Genomic DNA, 21,771 nt, shown 5'->3' on the forward strand with positions numbered 1-21,771 from the left:
TTATATTGAAAATATTTCTTTTTCCTGATCATCATTATTATCCTCAGTTTCATTTGCTGAGTTTAATACGACTTTATTTATTTCATCGGCAATACGGCGAACGGTAAAATCACCCAATAAGTTTCCCAGTGGCAAACTAAGTCCGAAAACTTCATTGACCTCATTGATGATACTTATAGACTTCAGGCTATTCCCTCCTATTTCAAATAGATTATGATCAATACCTAAGTCTGAAATACCTAGCTTCTTATACCATATTTCCAGAACTTTCTCATCAATGGCATCTCTTGGAGCAGTTTTTTGACGTGGATTGACAGAAAGGAGCGCATATTTTTCGAGCAACAATTGCTCATCCAGTTTTCCATTACTATTCAGGATGATTTCTTCTAGCTGGACATAATGAAGCGGAATCATATGACCGGGCAATTTATCTTTCAGAAACGCTGCAAGTTCATCTGCATGCTCTGTGAAGGCACTGATTAGAAAAACTAACAGCTCACTTTGGCCATCTTCCTGAGCTGTCGTTGTAATTCTTACATAAGATATTCCAGGTTTAGTCAGCAAAGCCAGCTCAATTTCAGAAAGTTCAATCCTGTGCCCTCGAATCTTGACCTGCCTGTCTTTTCTCCCAACATAAATCAGCTCACCATCTGGTAGCTTTTTCACGATATCTCCTGTGAGGTATAATTTGTCTGCATTGTGCTCACTAAAAGGGTTATCAATATATTTTTCGTGTGTCAGGGTTTCATTGTTCAGATAACAGCCAGAAAGACCTGCCCCACCAACAGCGAGTTCCCCTTCTGTACCAAATGGTAGTTTTTCCCTGCGTTTCCCTAAAACATAGCAGAAATATCCAGGAAGTGCTTTTCCAATATTACTGGTATTGTTATCGATCTCTTTGGCAGTAATTAGTTTAGCGGTTACATGGATGGTTGTTTCTGTAGTTCCATAAAGGTTAAGGAAATTTAATTCCGGGTATACTGAATGCCACCAGGAAAGTTGCATAGGGGATAATGCTTCTCCACCAAAAAAGATATAGCGAAGTTTATTTTCTTTGAATGCGGATTTAAATGCCGGAGTCAGCATATAGAAAGACGATGGCGTTTGACTAAACATAGTTACACCGTAATCTTCAATAACCTTTTTAACCTGAACAGGGTCGCGGACAAGTGCACGATCGAGCACAATCAGGGTACCGCCAGTCAATAGCGGGCAAAAGATTTCCCAGACAGAAAAATCAAAACAATGAGAATGGAACATGGTCCAGACGTCAGAAGATTTCAAATCGAAAGGGGTTCCCGGAGCAAACAATAGGTTAATCAGGTTACGATGGGAGATCACTACCCCTTTAGGGTTTCCGGTGGTACCGGAGGTATAGATCACATAAGCGGCATCATCCGGAGAAATTATAGTTTCCGGTTTCTGATTGTTTCGGGGACTGCTTAGTGCCTTTTCTAATTCATTTTTATCGAATATAAATTTACAATTGCTGTCATTCTCAATAAATTGTATGCGCTGAGCAGGGTAACCAGGATCAATAGGAACATAAGCGCATCCTGATTTTATAACCGCCAGAATAACAGCAATCAGGTATTCACTTTTTTCTAACTTGACGCCGATATAATCACCGGCATTAATTTCTTTTCTGCTGTGCATATAATTTGCCAGCTGATCGGAAAGTTGATCTAATTCCTCATAATTGAGTGAGTTGTCTTGATAAATTACTGCAGTTTTCTGGCCGGATTTCTCTTTAACAAGCTTAAAAAAACTGATAATTGTTTGATGATTTCCAATTAGACCATTCAGTTCTTCTGAATCCTGGTTCTTATTCATAGTTTTTCTCCTCCGGGGTTAAATAGTCTAAAGTGTATAATGCATCTTCTGCTCTCGCTAATGCAGCTGCTAAGAATTCAGTGAGATGGGCAGCCATTCTTTGGATAGTTGAGTGCGCGTACAAACTGGTATTAAATTCAATTTTTGCACTGATAAAATCTCTGTTTTCGACAAAGCCAAAAGTCATATCAAACTGAGCAGTTTTTTTCTCCAGATTTAAGGCTTTCATCTCTGAAAAGATGAGTTCCTGCTCATAATTCTCATAGGTAACCACCACGTCAAATAATGGTGACCTGGATGGATCGCGCGCGACTTTCAGTTCATCAATGAGCTCATCAAGGGCATAGGCCTGGAAATTGAAATTCTGTAAGACGAGATGCTGAATTTCCTTACACAACAGGCCAAACCCTTTTTCCGGATCTAACTGCGTTCTCAAAGGAAGCGTATTCACAAAAAATCCTATTTGATGATCAATATCAGGATGTCCCCTGCCTTCGGTTACCATTCCTATCAAGATGTCCTCTTGTTGCGTGTAGCGGTAAAACAGCCCGTTTATTGCTGCTACCAAAACAGTAAATGGAGTTACACCGTAGCTTAATGATTTACTTTTCACTAAGGCACATAATTCCATAGGTATTTCGTAATTATAAGTATTTCCTGTATAGGTTTTGAGTAAGGGACGCTGGTAATCAGCAGGAAGGTTCAGTAGCTCAAAATCCCGCAGCATTTCTTTATAGTATTTACTGGCAGGTATTTGAATACGCTGTTTAGCTTCCTGAAGCCATGCCGAATAATCCTTATACTGAAGCTTTAATGGCGTAATGGTTGATTCAAAATTCTCATTCAGGTGTTGATACTGGTTCCAGAGGTCACGGGCAAAGATTTTCATAGATCTCAGATCACTGATGATATGATGAAAACAGTATGAAAATATAAAGTGATCTGCAGCGACCTGAAAAAGTCTGATCCGCAGCAACAGGTCATCAGCCAGATTAAAAGGCCTGTTATTAAATTCTATGAGTGCAATCTGGATTTCTTTCTGCGTCTGATCAGCAACGTCAATTATTTCCAGCCCGAAATCCAATAACTCATCAGGCCGGATAACTTGACGGACCTCTCCTTTCTCCGTCCAGATAAAATTAGTTCTTAAGGATTCGTGCCTTTTGATAACTTCCCGGATGGCAGCGGTAAAATTTGCAGTATTTAATGCCTTATGTATCGTCATTGCGCCACTCATATGATAAGCACGCGAGGAATCAGCTGTTTGGCTCAATGTCCATATACGTCTTTGTCCGTCTGAAACTGGGTAAGTATCGCTTTCCGCCACTTTTTCTATAGCAGTCATTGGATTTTTATCCAGATTCCGGATTAAATCAGCATGACCTGTTATAGTTGTGGTCAGGAACAGATCCTGCATTTTCACCTGAACATGGAAAGCTTTATGGTAATACTGAATCAGTTTCATCAGACTGAGACTATGCCCGCCGATCGCAAAGAAATCAGCTCTTACAGATAGTTCCTTCTGGTTAAAGATCAGCTTCCATAAATCATAAACCTGCTGTTCCAAGTCATTTTCCGGAAGAATCCGCTCCACATTTTCAGTGAGCATTGTCCCTATTTCTGCATGCAGTGCTTTTCTATTAATTTTCCCATTTGTAAGTTTAGGAAAATCTTTAACCCACACAAATTCATTGGGGATCATATAGGCCGGCAGGATTTCTTTTAACATCAACCGCAGCGCTGAAAGGACAGGAATAGTACCAGCGGTCACAAAGGCGGTTAGTTTCTCCTCGTTAAAAATAACCAGTGCCTGGTTAATTCCTGGTAATTGTGTAATAATTTCCTCTATATAACTGGTATTGATCCGGTTTCCTCTTACTTTATATTGCAAATCTCTCCGGCCAATGTAAATAACCTCACCATCAATTGTCCATTTTCCAATATCATCAGTCCGGAATAAAATTTCTCCAGGCTCGAATGGGTTTTCAATAAATTTATCACCTGTTAATTCTTCGTCACCAAGATATCCATCCGTAATGTTTTCCCCACCGATATAAATGATTCCTTCTAAACCAACAGGAAGCAATTGCAGATGATCGTCCAGTATGTACACTTTCACATTGGATATAGGTTTACCGATATTGGTATTTGTATGAACCGTAAAGTTCCCGTTGTAATTCTGCTGTTCTGTTTTGATGTCCAGTGTATGGTCCAATTCCGCAGCAATATCGAGCTGTTCCTGAAGAATTTCCTTCAGGACTTTTTGCGTGGTATGCGGATTGGAAAAAACAGTCCGGAAAAAAACGTGTTGTAAAGAGTCACGGTTGTAATTGCGAACCAGTGTATAGGAAACGAATGAATTTCCTCTTTTAAATTGAGTTTTTTGAATCTGCTCGTTCAGATCGTTGATCAACAAGAGCTCCTCATCAGTGAATACCGTTTTATTCCTGAGAGAGAATGGCACATAACGGTATAAAACGATATTAAGCTTTGGAGATTCAAATAATTCAAAAGCATTATTCTGATCGACTAAATCTGCAAATGTCCTTGATAATTCATGGTTATAATCGATAACCTCTGCTAAACCTTTTTTACCAAAAACGCTAAATAACCCATGTAATATCAAGGAGTTGAAATTACGTGTTCCTTCGATTGTAAATTTCCCAAGGTCATAGGAGTTTTTCCTTGCCTGGTAGTTGGTATTGTTTTCTGAATTTTTAACAAACCCAGGGTCTGCAAATAAGCAAAAACTACTACCAACTGGAACGTGAAGTTGTTTATGTGCACATAAGGTCACAGAATCAGCTTTATTGATACCATCTAATAAGTGACTATATTTTTCTGAGAGGATATATGCTCCTCCAAAAGCTGCATCAACATGATAATGTATAGCTTGTTCCTTCGCTAACTCACCTAGTAAATTCAAAGGTTCTACTGCACCGGATTCAGTGGTTCCGGCTACTCCGATGATACTTAGAATCAATACATTTTGCGCTTTTAAAGCTAGTATCTGCTGCGTAATTTTCTTACGGATATCTGCTTCACTTCCCTGATCTACAATAATTTCTCTGAAAGAGTCTTTACCCAATCCAAATAATTTCAATGCCTTTTCAACAGAATAATGACACCATCGGCTACCCAGGATAACGACATCCTTATAACCATAATGCAAAAGTCCCTTTACCAAGCCTGCACGTCCATATCCCTGATACGATCCATGGGGTGCCAGACAGTTATTGAGTGCATAAAATAAGGCCGTGATATTAGACAGCGTTCCACCATTGGTAAAAATCCCGGGAATCCCTTCATTCTTGTGGGATAATTCTCTGTAAAAAGCGTCGCTCCTATTAAATACAGCCTGATGAAATCTTTTGATCACTTCGATTTCAATCATTGTCGCTGCAAGAGAGGTTTCAATCTTCACCAGGTTCTGGTTAAGCCTGGTAACCAGGCTACTCAGACTTAAAGAAAAATCTGGCAGCGGCCCTGTCATGTGCCCGATAAATTTATTGGAAGAAATATTAATTACGTTTGGAAGCAGTCGCTGTTCAAGGTATTTCAAATAATCTTCTGGCGAGGTAACAGCTTCAAATTCAACATCTTTAAAGCCAGACAAAATATGATCTGGTTGATCAGTTGCAAAAATATGTTCTGCGTGATCGTAATTTTCAATCAGGCCCGGGATATCTATGTCAGTATTAAATAAAGCAAGGCTGGTTTTATTTTGTTTAAAATCTATGGAAGTATCGTGACAGGTTGCATCTGCCGTAACTTCGGTCGAACCGTAAATGTTAAGCAGTTTATGTTTCCGGCTATCAAATATTTCATAGAATTTCTGCACCAGTATTCCTGCGAGGTCTTCACCACTGCTGGTCCAGTATGCCAGTGCAGACAGCTGTTCTCTGCAAGCTTCAGGATAGGCAAGAATTTCTTTTAACAGACTTGGCACCAGGACAATTCTGGTCACTTTAAACTTATTCAAGAGGCCGATTAAATGTGGTATATCTGAAATATCATTCTTATGGAGACAGACCAGAGGTATTCCTTTTAATAATGGGCCAAATAATTCCCACAAGTGATCTACAAAACTTATAGCTGTTTTTAAGACGCAAACTTCATCAGGATGGAATGGATATTCAGCCCACATCCATTCTAAACGATTTACAATATTGCTGTTTTTGATGATTACACCTTTTGGTTTTCCTGTAGAACCAGTGGTATAGATAATAGTAATCATATCATTTTCATAATTCACAGCAGCGGATTCTCCTGCAGGATAATTAATTGCATCCGGTTCTTCTGCTGCGTAGTTATCTGCTACCGCTATGAATTTTTCCAGAAATACTTCATCAATAACATGTTTGCAGCCGGCTTCTTCTATAATTCTTTCCTGGAAAAGTTTGGGAGCCCCCGGTTCAACAGGGACATAGACAGCATTCAGTTTTAGTATACCCAAAATAGCGATGGGCAACCACTGATTACGTTCCAGAGAAACAATTAGTCTGTCATTTTTACCAACCGCATATTCCTGGTTAAGGTAATGTGCGAATTGATTGCTTAACCGCTCTACAAAACCATAGCTGTATGTTTTACCCTGATCAATGAATGCGGTATTGGAAAAGTGATGTTTTACATGCTGACTAAAAAGTCTGGTCAGACTTTGGACAGCTGCTTTCGGAGAATTGGTATGATTGAAGTCTTCCAGCACTTTTTTCTTTTCCTTGTCTGAGAGATAAGGAATATAAGACAGGTTAGTTTCAGGTTGCACAACGAGGCTTTTTGCCAGATTAAGGAAGTTATCCAGCAAATCCTGCATAAATTTCCTGGTAAACAAACTTGTGTTATAAATAAGCATCAGCTTGGTTTGTCCCTGCTGGTCGTAAAAATAAAAGGAGAAGTCAAACTTTGATTTAATTTGAGGAAACTCAAATTTCTCTATGGAGAGATTTTCAGGAAGATCAACAGTTGATTTAATTTCCTGAGGAGTTTGAAAATTCACCATCACACTGAACAGTGGGTTGAGACTTAAATCTCTGGTGATATCCAGGTTTTCAATCAATTTTTCAAAAGGATAGTTTTTGTGCTGGTTTCCTTCAATAACCATATTTTTGATTGTATGCAGCAGGGTGTTGAAAGAATCATCTTCTTTGATTGCAGCACGATAAGCAATCGTGTTTACGTAAAGTCCAATTTGATTTTTCAATTCAGGATTATCCCGGTTAGCAACCGGACTGCCTAAAACAATGTCTTTTTGCCCGGTATATCTGTAAAGCAAACTATACAGCACGGTTAACAATCCGCTGAAATAAGAAGCGTTTTGAGTTTTACAACTATTCCTTAAACCTTGTACTGTTTCCTGGGGAATATCGATACTGATAGAATCTCCGGCATAGTGCTGCACTGCAGGACGCGAAAAATTCAGCGGAAAGTTTAATACGGGTAAATCACCGCTGAATTGAGTAAGCCAGTATTTTTCAGCTGCTACAAGTTCACTATTTCTCTGGTTATCCCAGGCTGCATAATCTTTATATTGCAGTTTTAGTGGTGCCAGCAGGCTGTCAGGTGTTTTTAGTTTTCCTTTATAAATATGCAGCAGGTCACTGATTAAGACTTCAAGAGACCACCCATCCGAGATGATATGATGCATACAATAATACAGTATGTATTCCCCATCTTTTTCTATTAAACCGGCACGTAACAAAAGATCTTTTGTTAAATCGAAAGCGTAAGAAAATGCGGTCTGCAGAAAATCATGGCATGCGCCTGCCGAATGGATTTGAGTTATTCCAAGTTTAAAATCTACTTCTTCGACAGGCAGTATTCTTTGAAAAAAATCACCTTCATCGTCTTTTACAAAAGAGGTTCTCAGTGCTTCATGTCTGCTGATTAATTCTTTAAATGATTCCTCTAAAATCTGGCAATTTAACTGGCCTTTGATGGTATAAGCTCCCTGGATATTGTATACAGAGCTATTTCCGGTAATTTCATTCAGCAGAAACATGAGTTTCTGTGCGTTCGAAACCTGATACAATGCCTGGGTTGGTACAAGCTTGATCTCTTCGTTTGTTTGCGCTTGCTTTTTATCGTGATTTTGTTGTGTATGCTGATTCTGTTGTTGATTTTGACCCTGTTGTTGATTCTGACTATGCAATTGTGAGATCACTGCTGCAAAACTGCTGATCGTTGGGTTATTGAAAAAACTTGTAATTTCAAAGCGTATACCCAGTTTCTTGAAAACTTTTGAAACAATCACTAATCCATTGAGTGAATGTCCTCCTATTTCAAAAAAGTTATCATGCAGACCAATTTTTTCTTTTTTTAGAACTTCTGCCCAGATTTCAAAGATAAGTTGCTCTAATTCAGAGAACTGCTCGGCAACTGCCTCAGTTGCGCTAGTTTGTTCAAGTATGTCAGTTTGCTCAGGTATGCCAGTTTGCTCAGTTAACAGTTGAGCTAATGCAACCCTGTCTATTTTCCCGTTTTGGTTATAAGGAAAGTTATCCAGTGTAATAAATTGAGCTGGAATCATTGGCTGTGGCAAATAATCCTTCATAAACAGCCGCAGCTCTTCCTTTATTATTTGCTCATCAGAAATGATAAAAGCACTAAGCACAGTTTGTGAATGTTCAATATAAAGCACTGCACATTTTTTGACACCTTGATATTTCAATAGGGTAGATTCAATTTCGCTGATCTCTATCCGCACGCCATTGATTTTTATCTGCGTATCAATTCTGCCATGATATTCCAGGTTACCCTCCTCATTGAGTTTCCCAAGATCGCCGGTCTTATAAGACTTTCCTCCTGCGTAGTCAATAAATTTACTTGTATTCAATTCTTCGCCAAGATAACCAAGCGAGCAAAATTCAGTATGAATGATAATTTCGCCTATAGTGCCTGCTTCAACTGGCTGGTCTCTTTCATCAAATAACAACACTGTGGTATCTGAAATAGCTTTCCCTAAAGGAATAATACCTCCTTTAAGCAAATCCTGTGCTGTTAGCTGATGATGAAATTTGGCGAGTGTGGTTTCTGTTGGCCCGTAAAGATTAATCAACAGCGTACTTTCTGGCAACTGCATTTTCCATTTGCTCACTCTTTCTGCGTAAAGTGATTCTCCTGCAAAAAAGATATGGCTGAGTTCTAGTTTAGTTTTATGATGGCCCAGTAATTCCAGCTCATCGTGGATCTTCTCATAAACAGAAGGAACGATATGTATCAGGTTAATTTTTTCTTCAATCAGCCATTTTAAGCGTTCTGAAAAATCGATATTTTCCTGATTTGGTATAACCAGTATGCCCCCGTTAAATAATGGTACCAATAAATCCCGTAAAGAAGGATCAAAAGTGGTTGGAGTCATTGCGCCAACTCTAATCTGATGGTTTAGCTGATAAGTATTGCTTTCCCAGATTATAAAATGAGCCAGACTTTTGTGCTTGCCCACAATTGCTTTTGGTCCCCCTGTGCTACCGGATGTGAAAAATATATACACGGGATCGTCCCCTTCAATTAATAATTCAGGAAGCAGCGTGGAAAAATTACACCAGGGAATAACATCAGCCTCTTCAATTTGATAAACAGCTGAAGTATTGAATACAAGAGAATTAGTTATGACTTTTTCTCTGTTATTTTCAAGGATCAGTACTGGTTTGGCTATATCCAGTATTTGTTCAAGTCTTTTGGATGTACCAGCTATCTGGAGTGGTAAAAATACGGCACCAGCTTTCATGATAGCCAGCATGGCAATCACATAATCAATGGAAAGGCTCATACCTACGCCAATCACCTTCCTTTTTTTTATCCCTTTGCTGATAAAAAAGTTCGCCAGCTGGTTAGATTTCTCATTCAGTTCTTTATAGGTGATATGCTCGTTGAGGAAAGAAATTGCAATCTGATCGCTTTCTTTTAATTTAATTGTCCCCAGTATATCCGGACTTACCTGATTTAAAGTTGTATTCATTAGGATGAGTTATTTGCTTAGGCCATTGATAATAAGATTTCCCTTTTGCCGGAAAAAGGATTCCGGCCGTGTAAAACAGACATATTGTCAAACAACATGATGTCTTCTTTTTCCCAGGGCATTGTGATTAGGTTTGCTCTTGAAACACTTCGTATATGTTCAAAAATTGAATCAGGAATTTCACTTCCATCGTCGTAAGTCACATATAGAGGAAATTCGTCATCTTCATAAAGATATTTCATAGCTTCATAAACCTCAGGTGGATTATTGGATGGATGAAATTGATCTGCCTGGTTAAACCAGATCTTCCTACCCGATTTAGGATGTTCCAGTACAGTTGGCCTCACCTGTTCCAATCTGAGTGAATTATTTTCTTTCCAGCTAACTTTTATCTCATTTTCTAAACAGAAAGCTTCAATAAATGCTTTATCATCAGACTCAAAAGTTTCCTGCCAGGATGAGCCAATTCCACCCCCACCATGGAGGTTTCTGATGTATTTTATATTTCTGTCAAAAAAATCACCCATAATAGCAGGATCAAGTTTCTCCAAAAATGAGTAGCCATTCAAAGCAGTGGTCTCTCCTCCTTCTTCTGCCGGAGTAAGACAGAAAAAGAAGATTTTCTTAGGAAAATAATTTGAATAAGACAATTCATTGTGCATAGAGATAAAGACCTCAGCAGGATATTCTGTGGAAGTATAAATCTTTGAAGATTTTTTAGTCCTCGGTGAATTTCCATCAATATAATCGATTGGTTTGATGTTAATCTCTGTTATGAATTTTTGAAAGTCAACATTGGTCTTCAGCCCGGTTTTTTTAAATCGGATTACACCATATTTGACTAAGTACTGCTCAATTTCTTCTTCATAATGGTTAAACCATTCAATAAATTCTTCCGGACCAGCCCAGCTTTCCTCAATAATTCCGAAAAAATCTTCTTCTTTATTTATAATTTCCAAGTTCATGATTACACTCCTGTCTTTATATTTTTCCCTAAATTGCTATATTTAAAATTGAGGTCTTTAATCGTCATTGAGAGAACATTTTCAGCTTCCTCAAGCAAACCCCTTGTCAGATCAAGCAGACTCTCAATCTTAATGGCATTGTATTTTTGTGCATTAAAGGCACAACTGAAATAAAATTTATCAGACTTATAAAGATCTATGGTCAGATCTGTTCTGAAGCGTTTTTTATGTGGCGTTTGTAAAGGTGTAATGGTTAATTTCCCCTGGTTAAAACTATCACTTTCAACATTGATAAACTCTTTGCTGATGACATTAAACGACAGCGTATTGATGTGCTTTGCTAATCCCGGAATTTCATCAATTAATTTTTCAAAAGGATAATCGAGCTGTTCTACAGCATCAAGGGCTTGTTTTTGCAATAAACTAATAAATGCTAAAACATCCTCCCCTTCATCCCCGGTACGGATTCTTAGAATCATAATCTGATAAAACAACCCTATGATTTTTTGAAGCTGTGCATTTTTTCTACCCAGATAAGGAAAATTACACAGGTAATCTTCCTGATTGAAAACAGCGCTGTAGGCCAGAGAGAATAAACCCAAAAACAAATAAGCCTCATCCAGGTGATTATCAAGACAGATTTTCCTTAATTTATGGCTGCTGAATTCATCAATTTCAAACACTTTTACAACAGAGACATCATTTGCATCAGTTAATTTACGCTCATTTTGAGCAGGTAACTCTTTAAGCAGCTGTTGCCAGTAATTCAGCTGTGAGGCGAAAATCCCTTTTTCTATGCCATCCCGCTGCCAGAAGGCAAAATGCTTGAACTGTATTTCTAAAGGTTCCGGCTGGGCTGCCGATTCTAAGAAATGTCTGAATTCACTATACAAGGTCTGTATAGACCAGGCATCATAAGCAATATGATGCAATTGTATCCATATGAATGCCTGCTGTTTAGAAACAGTAATGATTTTTATCCTTAAAGGCGGGTCTTCGGTAAGCTCAAAATAATTCCCAGTTTGCTCCTGATCATAATTTTGCACGTCAAAGATTTCCTCTTTGTTCCAGCTGATCAGCTCAAAAATTTTAGCTATTGATTCGGCTGTAGTCAATACCTTTTGCATAGGTTCCCCTTCTTCAAAAGGAAAAACAGATCTGAGCAGGTGATGTCTATCAATAATTTGACGAAATGCAACAAACAGTTCTTCTGTAACATATTCTCCACGCAGTTCAAATGTATTTGCAGTGGAATAAGTCGCATTTCCGGGGTGCAGCTGGTTATTGATCCACATCCGGTTCTGAGCAAGTGTTAAGGGGTAGTATATGGCCTCAACAGGTTTAATAATTGCTATACCGGTAGATTCCACGCTGGAATCCAGGAATTTCGCCAGGCTTGCTACACTGGAATTTTGATATAAATCCCTGATTGTAATCTTCTTCCCGAATTTCGCTGCAATTCTGGATAACAAGGTAATAGAAGTCAGGCTGTAACCTCCCAGTTCAAAAAAATCATCGTTCCTTCCGGCCTGCTCCAATTTGAGTACTTCTTTAAATAAGCCAATGACTTTTTCTTCTGTTTCTGTTGATGCTGGCACAAAATAAGTAATGGCTGCCTGGTCCGTCAGCGCTGAGTCCGTTGCCAGCAGCATTGCACGATCCACCTTTCCATTATGCGAAAGTGGAATTGAGGCTACGCATACAAATGAATTGGGAACCATAAAATCTGCAAGTGATTTTTTCAATTCCTCTTTAATCTCTCTGATATCCGCAGCTGCTGCGCAAACCAGATAAGCAATAATTTTCTTTTCTCCGTTTACTGTTTTTACCAGTACCACCGCTTGTTTGATAGTTCTTATTTTACAAAGACTGTTTTCTATTTCAGTAGTATCAATAAAGCGGCCCCTGATCTTGACCATATCATCTTTTCTGCCGAGAAATTCAATATTACCGTCAGGCAGCCAGCGTGCTGAATCTCCTGAATTATACATGAGTTTACCCGCTTTAAATGGATTAGATATGAACTTTTCTGCAGTGAGTTCTGGTTTATTATAGTAACCTGGGGCAAGCCCGTCACCAGCTACATATAAGGTTCCTACCACGCCTGCCGGTTGTGGAATCAAGGCATCATTCAATATATATACCTGACTGTTATTTAAAGGCTTACCTATAGGTATTGTACCTTCAGGCAAATTATCTACCTGATAGAAAGTGGAAAAAGTGGTGTTTTCAGTAGGTCCGTATCCATTGATAATCTTCAAATCCGGATACAATTCCTTTAATAGCCCAACGTGTCTTGAGGATACAATATCACCTCCGGATATAAACTGCTTCAATCCGCTAAAAAGATCCGGGTCATTTTCAACAATATGCTGAAACCAGGAAGCGGTTAACCAAAGGGTATTCACCTGGTGTCTTTGCAGAATATTTTTAAAGATAACATAGTCTAATAATTCTTTTCTTTCAGCCAGAATAACCTGTCCGCCTTTTGCCAGAACCGTCCAGAATTCTGTATTCGTAGTATCAAAAGAGATGGATACTGTAGAAAGTAATATCGTATCTTCATTAAGATCCAGACAGCCAGAATGTTCAATCAATCTGACTATGTTTTTATGCGTGAGCATCACTCCTTTAGGGTTTCCGGTTGTTCCGGAAGTAAACATCACATGAAAAAGACAATCTGCTGTAATGCTGACCAGCGGCATGTCTGTCCGGATCGTGTTTTGAATGGATAAAAATCTGGATAACAGCGCATCGTCTACTACAATCTTACAATTCACAGATTCCTTCAAGTACTGTATCCTTTCTTCAGGATAAGTAATATCTATCGGCACATAAGCGGCTCCGGTTTTCAAAATACCAAGAAGCACAGGGATAATGAGGATTGATTTTTCCTGCACCACACCTATAAGCTCTTCTTTTTCTATATTAAAATGATCCAGCAGAAAGTTTGCAAACTGATTTGAAACCGTATCAATTTCCTGATAGGTAAAAGACTGATCGTGAAAAAAAACAGCTTCTTTACCGGGATTCAACTTCACACTTTCGTGAAGAAGGTCTATCACATTTTTTTCTTTCGGATAGCCGGTCTCTGTATCGTTAAAGGTTTCTATTAATTGAACCTTTTCTTCCTTAGTAAGATAATTCAGTTGATCAACTGTAACTTGATGGTCTTTAAAGATTTCATTCAATAAATTCTCAAAATGAGCAACTAACCTTTGGATGAATACAGCTTCAAAAATATCCGGATTATAATCCACACTGATCATCAGCCCTTCTTTAGTTTCGAAAAATTCAAAGAGCAAATCAAACTTACTGGATTTCCTTTCATGAGCGTTCCGTGGCTCCACAACTAAAGAAGAAAAAGTTTTCGTGGTTTCTTTTAAATAGGCCTCTCCCTGAAAGACAACCATTACGTCAAACAAGGGTGATCTTCCCGGATTTGCTTTCAGATCCAGCTCTGTGATCCAAAGATCTAATGGATATAAGTTGTTAGAGTAACCATCCAGAAATACCTTTTCTACTGTTCGAAGTGTTTGTTCTACGGTATGAGCTCCTTGAAACCTGGTTCTGAGTGCTAAAGTATTCTGATATATTCCCACTTGATTTTCGAGTTCTTTTCTAAACCTTGTGGTTACCGGTGTCCCGATAATAATATCATTTTGATTGGTGTAGCGATACAGTAATATATTAATTCCAGTTAAAATAGCGGTAAAAACAGATACTCCCTGGTCGCTGGAGAATTTCTTTAGCCGATTGCTGAATTCTTTTGAATAAGTATGACTTATATTTCTGCCGGAAAAAGATTTATAGATTGGTCTTTTATGTGATTCTGGTAATTCGAGTACCGGAATTTCTCCTGAAAACTGGCTTAACCAATATTGCCTTTGTTTTTGCAATTCAGGAGAGTTGATTATACCGTTTTGCCAAGCTGCAAAATCTTTATATTGAAAAGGTAATTCAACCAATGTTGTTGTTTTATGCAATACCAGCCTGCTATATACTTCCATAATTTCATGGAACAGAATCTGGGAAGACCAGCCGTCAATAATGATATGGTGCATTAAAGCATACATGATGTGATGGTCATGTCCCGTTTTTACGACCTCTACTCTGAATAAAACGGAATCAAAGCTAAAGGGTATCTCAAAAGATGCATTAAATAATTGTTCGAATGCTTCTTCTGGATTTTCCTTACTACTGAAATCATGAAATGGAACATCAAAGTTAAATGAGTCAGCAGGAACAACATGCTGTCTGACCTGTTCATAGGTACTCCCGCTAAAACTGGTTCTGAGTATCTCGTGTTTATCTGCCACTTTCGCTATAGCCTGATGAAGCAGCGCCAAATCCAATGTTCCCCGCAAATCAAAAGCGATATAAATCACATAAGCCTTATTTCCTTCATCTGTCTGGCTTAGCAACCAAATACGGCGTTGTTCAAATGAAAGTGTATAATCATGCTGTAAAGGAGCCAATGGAATTGTATCGGTATCATTTTTACTAAACAAACGAATAATTTCACTTTTATGCTCCTTGAATTCACTAATCAGTTCTTTGGTCATTACCCCTTTTGGCGAACTTATTTTTAAATCCCCGCTTTCGATTGTTACAGTGATCCCTTTACTTTGAATTTTTCTTATAAAATCGGTAATATTCATTTGTAATATTTTATTTGATTAAAAACCAATTACGTCCAGTAAACCACCTTGTTTTCAGCAGCATACCCAATAAACCGACCCAAAGAAATTCGTTTATTCTCTTTTTGTTTGGAAACTGCATGTATATAATTTGCATTGATGAAATATAAATCGCCAGGATAAGTTTTTAGGGTCAGGTAATCTATTCCTTCTAATAATTCCAGCGCATACGGGTATCCGGTATTTTCCAGTCCAAGGCTTACCTTCGACTCCATATTTGGTGCAATATTCCATAAAATCAATTCTGCACCGTTGGAATTCTCTACGCATAAATTCAGTGCAATGACTTGTTTGACATTACATATTTCGTACTGATCTATTGCAGCGACAAGAAGTTGTGAAGAGTCTTCATGTGCCAGTAATGAAAGTTCAGTATTGTTATTCCATCTTCTTGCGGTCATCATATTACAGAATTTACCTGCATAAGAAGAAGGTCTGAAATCTATGCTTTTATGCGAATAATATGTTTTAAAGGTCTGCTCAAACATGAAATCATTTCTCGCTTTATCATCCTTTACAACAGCAATCAGCCGGTTGATATCGGCACTGCTACGCTCACATTCTTCAAAATATTCAAGCGTTGTTTTTTTAAACTGTGTAGAACCAATCTGATGTACTTTAACAAAATCTTCTATTCTGTTCCCTCCCAGGGTATCGTCAATGATCTGGCAGAAAGTTTCTTTAATATGATTACAGTCCTCCTGATTATAGTAGTTCCTGACTACATAAACCGGGACATTATATGGCCCTTTTCCTGTAAGCATAGCATCGATGATTTCCATGTCAGGAGCATCACTTTCAATTATTTTGAAGCTGCCTTCTGGATAGGCATTACCATTTAACTTCATAGTTGTAAAAATTAATAAAATACTAAAACAAACGGTTTACAGTTTAATCTCCTCGAATTCATACTCCGAGCTCAGTTCCAATTTATCTACTTTAGAATAGAGAGTGTGGTTACTCCAGATGTAATTTAATTTGCCCCATAGTATGGCACTTTTTACATCCGGAAAAAATCCGCTTCCATTTAAATTAGCACTGGTATTACATAATAATGGGATACCAGATATCTTTTTATATTCTTCGAGTAACATCCTGATTTCATGGGCAGGCGAGTCTGCCGCCACACTTTGTAAGCGTGCCGAGCCATCAAGGTGACAGATAGCCGGAACCCGATCTTTCCAGGGTTCTCGTACCTGATGCTCAAAAAGCATGTAGGGATCTGCGCATCCGGGATCAAATATATCTGCTGCATCTTCTTGCAGACAGATAGGTGCGACAGGTCTGAATGCCTCCCGCTGTTTTACTTCATTCAGACAGTCTTTTATTTTATTTTTTGTCGCAATAGCCAGCAAGCTTCGGTTTCCGAGTGCTCTTGGGCCAATTTCTGCACAACCACTCAAAAAGACAACTGGTTCTTCTGTCTGGTGCAAAAGCACGGCTAAATCTTTCAGAGTGCAAGCTTCTGTTTTCCATCCGTTTTCAGCAAATTCACTTTCAACAAGAGATGGCCCAGAATAAACGTTCCATTCCAGTGCCGTGAGATCTGTATTGGCCCACATTGCTGCACAAGCCGTACCTATTGCACTACCTGAATCATTTGGAAAAGGTGGTATATACATCTCCTTAAAAATTCCGGAGGCTCTGATTGCACTGTTCCATTTTATATTTAAAGCCGACCCGCCGCAAAAACAAAAATTAGGTTCTGTGTGCCCGTCAGTGGCAATTTTTTTGGAAAGACTATGAATTAATAAATTTTGCAGATAACTATGTATAGTCAGTAATATATCCGCATCTGTACAAGATTTATCCGCTGTAAATTCCTGAATTGCCTGACAAAATTTGTGTTCAAACAGGTTGGAAATTTCAAATACAGATTTGTAAAGTTCGGGTAGTTCTTTTAATAATTCAGGATCAATACTGCCTTCTGCGATATAAGACATAATTTTTCCTGCTACGGAAAGTCCTCCAAAATATCCATTCAACTCCATTTGTTTCCGGTCTTCGGCTAAAGCTTCTGCGGTCTTTTTATAAGGGCCAAAATATTGTCCCATAATTCCGTAAATAGTGCCCATTAAAAAGAAAAGCGGCCCTTTATTGACAATGGTCTTTTCTGCGGCATTGATATAATATAATCTTGGATATTGTCCGCCGTCCCAAACCAGAACGTAACTATCTTCTGCGCTGGCAGAAAATGGACTCGTACAATAAGCCCCCAGAATATGTCCTGTTACATGTCTGAAGCTTTGATAAGGATAAGAGACGTGATCGATCAGTAATCCTTCGGCATAATTTTGTCCTGCAGTATTATCGTCCGCTAAATTCTCTTCGTTATAATAAGCAACTGGTATTTTAATTTCTGTTCCATCTGTTTGTACGGTTATATGGGAGACACCTTTCCAGTTGTCATCGCTTCCATGCCATCCGTCAACAACAAACAGATCAATCTGATCCATCCTGTAACCTTTTGATTGAAGCAGGGATTTAATTTCAGCTAAATCGTCTATTCCGGCATAGCGGTGATTGTTATTTATTTTTTCAAGCTCAATACTAAAAATCAGCTTTCCATTTTCAATCAGTGCTATCCCTCCATCATGAGTTATTTTTATTCCACAAATGATCATAAATATATATTCTAAATTATTATTTCATCAAAGTCTAAATCTTGTGCTGATGCAGCGTTGGTCAGAGAAATCAATTCTGCAAGATCCTTTAAAGTGACCATCTTAAAAAACAAGCTAACGTCTATAGCACAGCTGAATTCAGTATTGATCCTGTTCACAATATTTAAAGCCAGCAAACTGTGACCACCAAGCTCAAAAAAGTTATCATTTGTACCCACTTCTGTGAGCTGCAGTACTTCTTTCCAGATTTCAACTAGTTTTTCTTCTGCTGGGGTTACTGGGGCTGTATGGTTTTTAATTGCCAGCTCATCCCACGAAATATCTGGTAATGCCTTTCTGTTTACTTTCCCATTTGAAGTGAGAGGAATTTCATCGATATCAATAAGCAATGAAGGAATCATGATGTAGGGCAAGTGGTTGCCGAGATATTTCCGGATTTCTAAATGGGTCAGTTCACCGGATGAGACTATAAAGGCAATGATTTTCTTGTTGCCATCTTTATATTCTTTAAGCTGAACAACAGCTGCTTCTACACCGGGAACCCGAATAAGATAAGCTTCAATTTCTCCTGGTTCAATACGGTGTCCAAATAACTTGACCTGGTCATCAATTCTGTTCCTGAACACGATGTCTCCATTGGGCTGCATAACCACAAGGTCACCGGTTCTATATAATTTACCTCGATCTCCCCTAAAAACATCAGGAATAAATTTTTCCAGCGTTAGTTCTGGATTATTTAAATAGCCGGTTGCTATTCCATCACCTCCCAGTAATAATTCTCCTGCAATGCCAATTGGGCATAAAGCCAGGTTTGCATCCACCACATAGGCTTGTGTATTAGAAAAAGGCTTTCCTACCGGAATTTTATCATAACTGGCTTTCGGGTCTATACGATGCAATAACTTCCCAATTGTTGTTTCAGTCGGGCCATAGTGGTTAACAATGGTTAAATCCGGATTTTCTGTATAGATTCTTTTAACTGTTTCTATTGACAGCGCTTCGCCTCCAAAAATCAACAGCTGTTTTGGATATGGAAATTTCCCTTTTACTTCAAGAGATTTCCAGTATGAAGGGACAATTTTTATACAATCAATTTCGTGTTTGCTAAAGTATTCCTGTATATAATCAGTATCCCTAAGCCTGTTTTTAGAAAACAGGTGAATGGTTTTGCCAAAAATCAGCGAGCTGAACAAAACGGTATTCCCCAGATCTGTAGCGATTGTAGACATTAATCCAAAAGTTGTGCTCTCTGCGATCGGGATACTGGATGCCAGTCCAAACAAATAATCCATCAGATTCTTGTGATTTATAGCAACTCCTTTGGGTAACCCGGTTGATCCTGATGTGAAAATAACATAAGCCGGATGAGTTGGAGCTATAAGTGTTTGGGGTATCGAATCTGTTTCCTGATCCCAATTTTTTTGATCTAACAAGATTTTATTTATAGCGGTATCTTTAAGTACTGGAATGTCCTGACTATGACTAACTATAAATTCTGCTTTTGTATTTTCAATAATATAATTGACCCTGTCTTGTGGATAGTCAACATCTATGGGAACATAAGCAGCGCCAGATTTTAAAATCCCCAGCATACCGATGATAGCCATTTCTAGATGTTTATCAAAACATAAAATGACAAGCGTATCTTTACCTGCTCCGCGTCGTGTCAAATAAGAGGAAAGCTGGTTTGCTTTATCATTCAACTCTTTATAAGTGAGTGAGCTATTTTCGCAAATTACAGCGATATGGTCAGGTACACTGTTTGCTCGTTCCTGAAACAGGTCAACAATGGTCTTTTCTTTTGGATACTCAGTTTCAGTCTGGTTAAATTCTACCACTAACTGATGAGTTTCATTTTCGGGAAGATAATCTATTGCTGTAATCGGAATATCTGGGTGGTCCATGGCTTTTGTCAGCAGATTTTCCAGATGTGTAAATATCCTGGATACCCAGCCCCCGTCATAATTGTCAGTGTTGTACTTGATGGTCAGCTCCAGCCCTTCTGGTGCTGAGTCTGATCGTGATCCTGATTTTGGTTTCGATGGTAATTGTAATTGTGCAAAGTCAAAACTCAGGTCTATTTTCGCCGTAGGATTTTTAAAATTGTGAGTTGTGATCTTCAGTTCATCTATCAGGTCTGTTTGCCCATAGCTGCTCATCTGCTGCTCGTTATGCAAAACGACCATCACATCAAACAGGGCTGATCGCCCTATATCCCGTTTCAGTTTTAACTTGCTGACCAGTAAATCAAATGGATAGTGCTGATGTTCATAGGCTGCAGCTAAATTATCTTTCTGCTGATCCAATAGTGCTGAAAAACTACTGTTGTCTGCTATGCCCGACCTGATGGCCAGTGTATTCAGGTAGAGTCCGATTTGGTTCTCCAGATCTGGGTGTACCCTACCCGCAATTGGGGTGCCTATAATCAGGTCGTCCTGGCCGGTATACCGGTGAAGCAATGCGGTTATCCCGGTCATTAAAGTCATGAAAACAGTAGCTCCATGACTACTTGAAAAATGTTTCAGCTTTTCCAGGAATACAGCTGGATAATGATGTACAACGCTGTCTCCCCGATAGGTCTGAACTGCCGAACGGGTCTTGAATCCAGGCAGGTCAATTACTGGAAGATCACCTTGAAAACGGGATAGCCAGTAAGCTTCTGAGGCTAAATAGGCAGGTTTTCGGATTTCCTGGTTATGCCATAAGGCATAGTCTTTATACTGGATCGCCAGCTCCGGAAGCTGAATTTCTTTTCCGCTGATTAATCCGTTATAAATCCGGATCACTTCATTAATCAGGATACCCATAGACCAGCCATCTCCGGCTATATGATGGATATTCAGAAGAAACACATGTTCTTCTGCATTCAATTTCAACAGTTCTGCACGCAGCAATGGTGCTGTACTCAGTTCAAAGGGTTCCTGGTTACTTTGTACCAGGTAAGCTGCAACGAGCAAATCTTTGTTGGTACTGTTGTTTGTATTAGTGTCTGTATTTGTTTTGGATTGCGTACTTGTTTCGACTTGCTTATCCACATTACCCTGCATATCTGCACTTTGGGTATCCGCCTGTGCGCTAAAGTCCTTTATCTTCAGCTTAAAATTCAATGCAGACCAGGGAACTACATGTTGCAGAACTTCTCCCTGCGCATTCTCTTTAAAATATGTTCTTAAGATCTCATGCCGCTCTATCAGCCTGGCAAAACTGGCTTCCAATACTACCGGGTCTAGTGGCCCGGTCAACCGCATCGCTGCAGGCATATGGTAAGCCTGTGATCCGCCCGAAAGCTGACTTAATAACCAGATCCGGCTTTGCGAAGAACTTAGCGGATAACCTGGAGCGTCTGCTGCTTTGGGAATTACCTGATAATCTCTTGCATGAAATTGTTTGCTGATCCCTTCAATTGTTGGATTTGATAAAAAAGAACTAAAGCTTATCGCTTTACCTAAACGCTTGTGCGTCCGGTTAATGACCTGGGAAACAATCAGGCTATGGCCACCCAGATCAAAAAAATTGTCTGTTACACCAATACGTTCTATTCCCAGTACTTCCTGCCAGATCTCTGTCAATTGCTGCTCAGTTTCATTTGCTGGCGCCTGATAGGGGTTATGGAGCATATCTTCCTCTCCAATTCCAGGCAAAGCTTTCCGGTCAGTTTTCCCGTTCGGGGTGAGCGGCATTGCGGCCAG

General features: G+C 39.0%; 7 protein-coding genes. All 7 read right to left on the minus strand.

Annotated features, from left to right (window positions below):
• The gene (locus ABIB30_RS17070) at window positions 1-1,833 is read right to left on the minus strand and encodes a non-ribosomal peptide synthetase (RefSeq protein WP_354304066.1); all 1,833 of its coding nucleotides are present in this window, start codon (window positions 1,831-1,833) and stop codon (window positions 1-3) included.
• On the minus strand, window positions 1,826-9,793 hold the full coding sequence (locus tag ABIB30_RS17075; protein WP_354304068.1) for a non-ribosomal peptide synthetase: 7,968 nt from the start codon (window positions 9,791-9,793) through the stop codon (window positions 1,826-1,828). The genes ABIB30_RS17070 and ABIB30_RS17075 overlap by 8 nt, the downstream gene beginning before the upstream one ends.
• A 17-nt stretch (window positions 9,794-9,810) precedes the next feature.
• Complete coding sequence (locus ABIB30_RS17080; RefSeq protein ID WP_354304069.1) at window positions 9,811-10,758, minus strand: TauD/TfdA family dioxygenase; 948 nt, start codon at window positions 10,756-10,758, stop codon at window positions 9,811-9,813.
• Window positions 10,759-10,760: 2 nt separating this feature from the next.
• The gene (locus tag ABIB30_RS17085; protein ID WP_354304071.1) at window positions 10,761-15,419 is read right to left on the minus strand and encodes a non-ribosomal peptide synthetase; all 4,659 of its coding nucleotides are present in this window, start codon (window positions 15,417-15,419) and stop codon (window positions 10,761-10,763) included.
• A gap of 29 nt (window positions 15,420-15,448) precedes the next feature.
• Window positions 15,449-16,306 (minus strand): 2OG-Fe(II)-dependent halogenase WelO5 family protein, encoded by an 858-nt coding sequence (locus ABIB30_RS17090; RefSeq protein ID WP_354304073.1) that lies wholly within the window; start codon window positions 16,304-16,306, stop codon window positions 15,449-15,451.
• A 36-nt stretch (window positions 16,307-16,342) separates the two neighbouring features.
• On the minus strand, window positions 16,343-18,082 hold the full coding sequence (locus ABIB30_RS17095; protein ID WP_354304075.1) for a carbamoyltransferase N-terminal domain-containing protein: 1,740 nt from the start codon (window positions 18,080-18,082) through the stop codon (window positions 16,343-16,345).
• An 11-nt stretch (window positions 18,083-18,093) separates the two neighbouring features.
• Window positions 18,094-21,771 (minus strand): non-ribosomal peptide synthetase (locus tag ABIB30_RS17100; protein WP_354304077.1); only part of this gene is annotated, 3,678 nt, incomplete at its 5' end.

The organism is Pedobacter sp. UYP1 (genome assembly GCF_040547305.1).
GTDB lineage: Bacteria > Bacteroidota > Bacteroidia > Sphingobacteriales > Sphingobacteriaceae > Pedobacter.

Coding starts and splice junctions, on each gene's coding strand:
- ABIB30_RS17070 (WP_354304066.1), bottom strand. CDS start 1,833: ATGAATAAGAACCAGGATTCAGAAGAACTGAATGGTCTAATTGGAAAT.
- ABIB30_RS17095 (WP_354304075.1), bottom strand. CDS start 18,082: ATGATCATTTGTGGAATAAAAATAACTCATGATGGAGGGATAGCACTG.
- ABIB30_RS17075 (WP_354304068.1), bottom strand. CDS start 9,793: ATGAATACAACTTTAAATCAGGTAAGTCCGGATATACTGGGGACAATT.
- ABIB30_RS17080 (WP_354304069.1), bottom strand. CDS start 10,758: ATGAACTTGGAAATTATAAATAAAGAAGAAGATTTTTTCGGAATTATT.
- ABIB30_RS17085 (WP_354304071.1), bottom strand. CDS start 15,419: ATGAATATTACCGATTTTATAAGAAAAATTCAAAGTAAAGGGATCACT.
- ABIB30_RS17090 (WP_354304073.1), bottom strand. CDS start 16,306: ATGAAGTTAAATGGTAATGCCTATCCAGAAGGCAGCTTCAAAATAATT.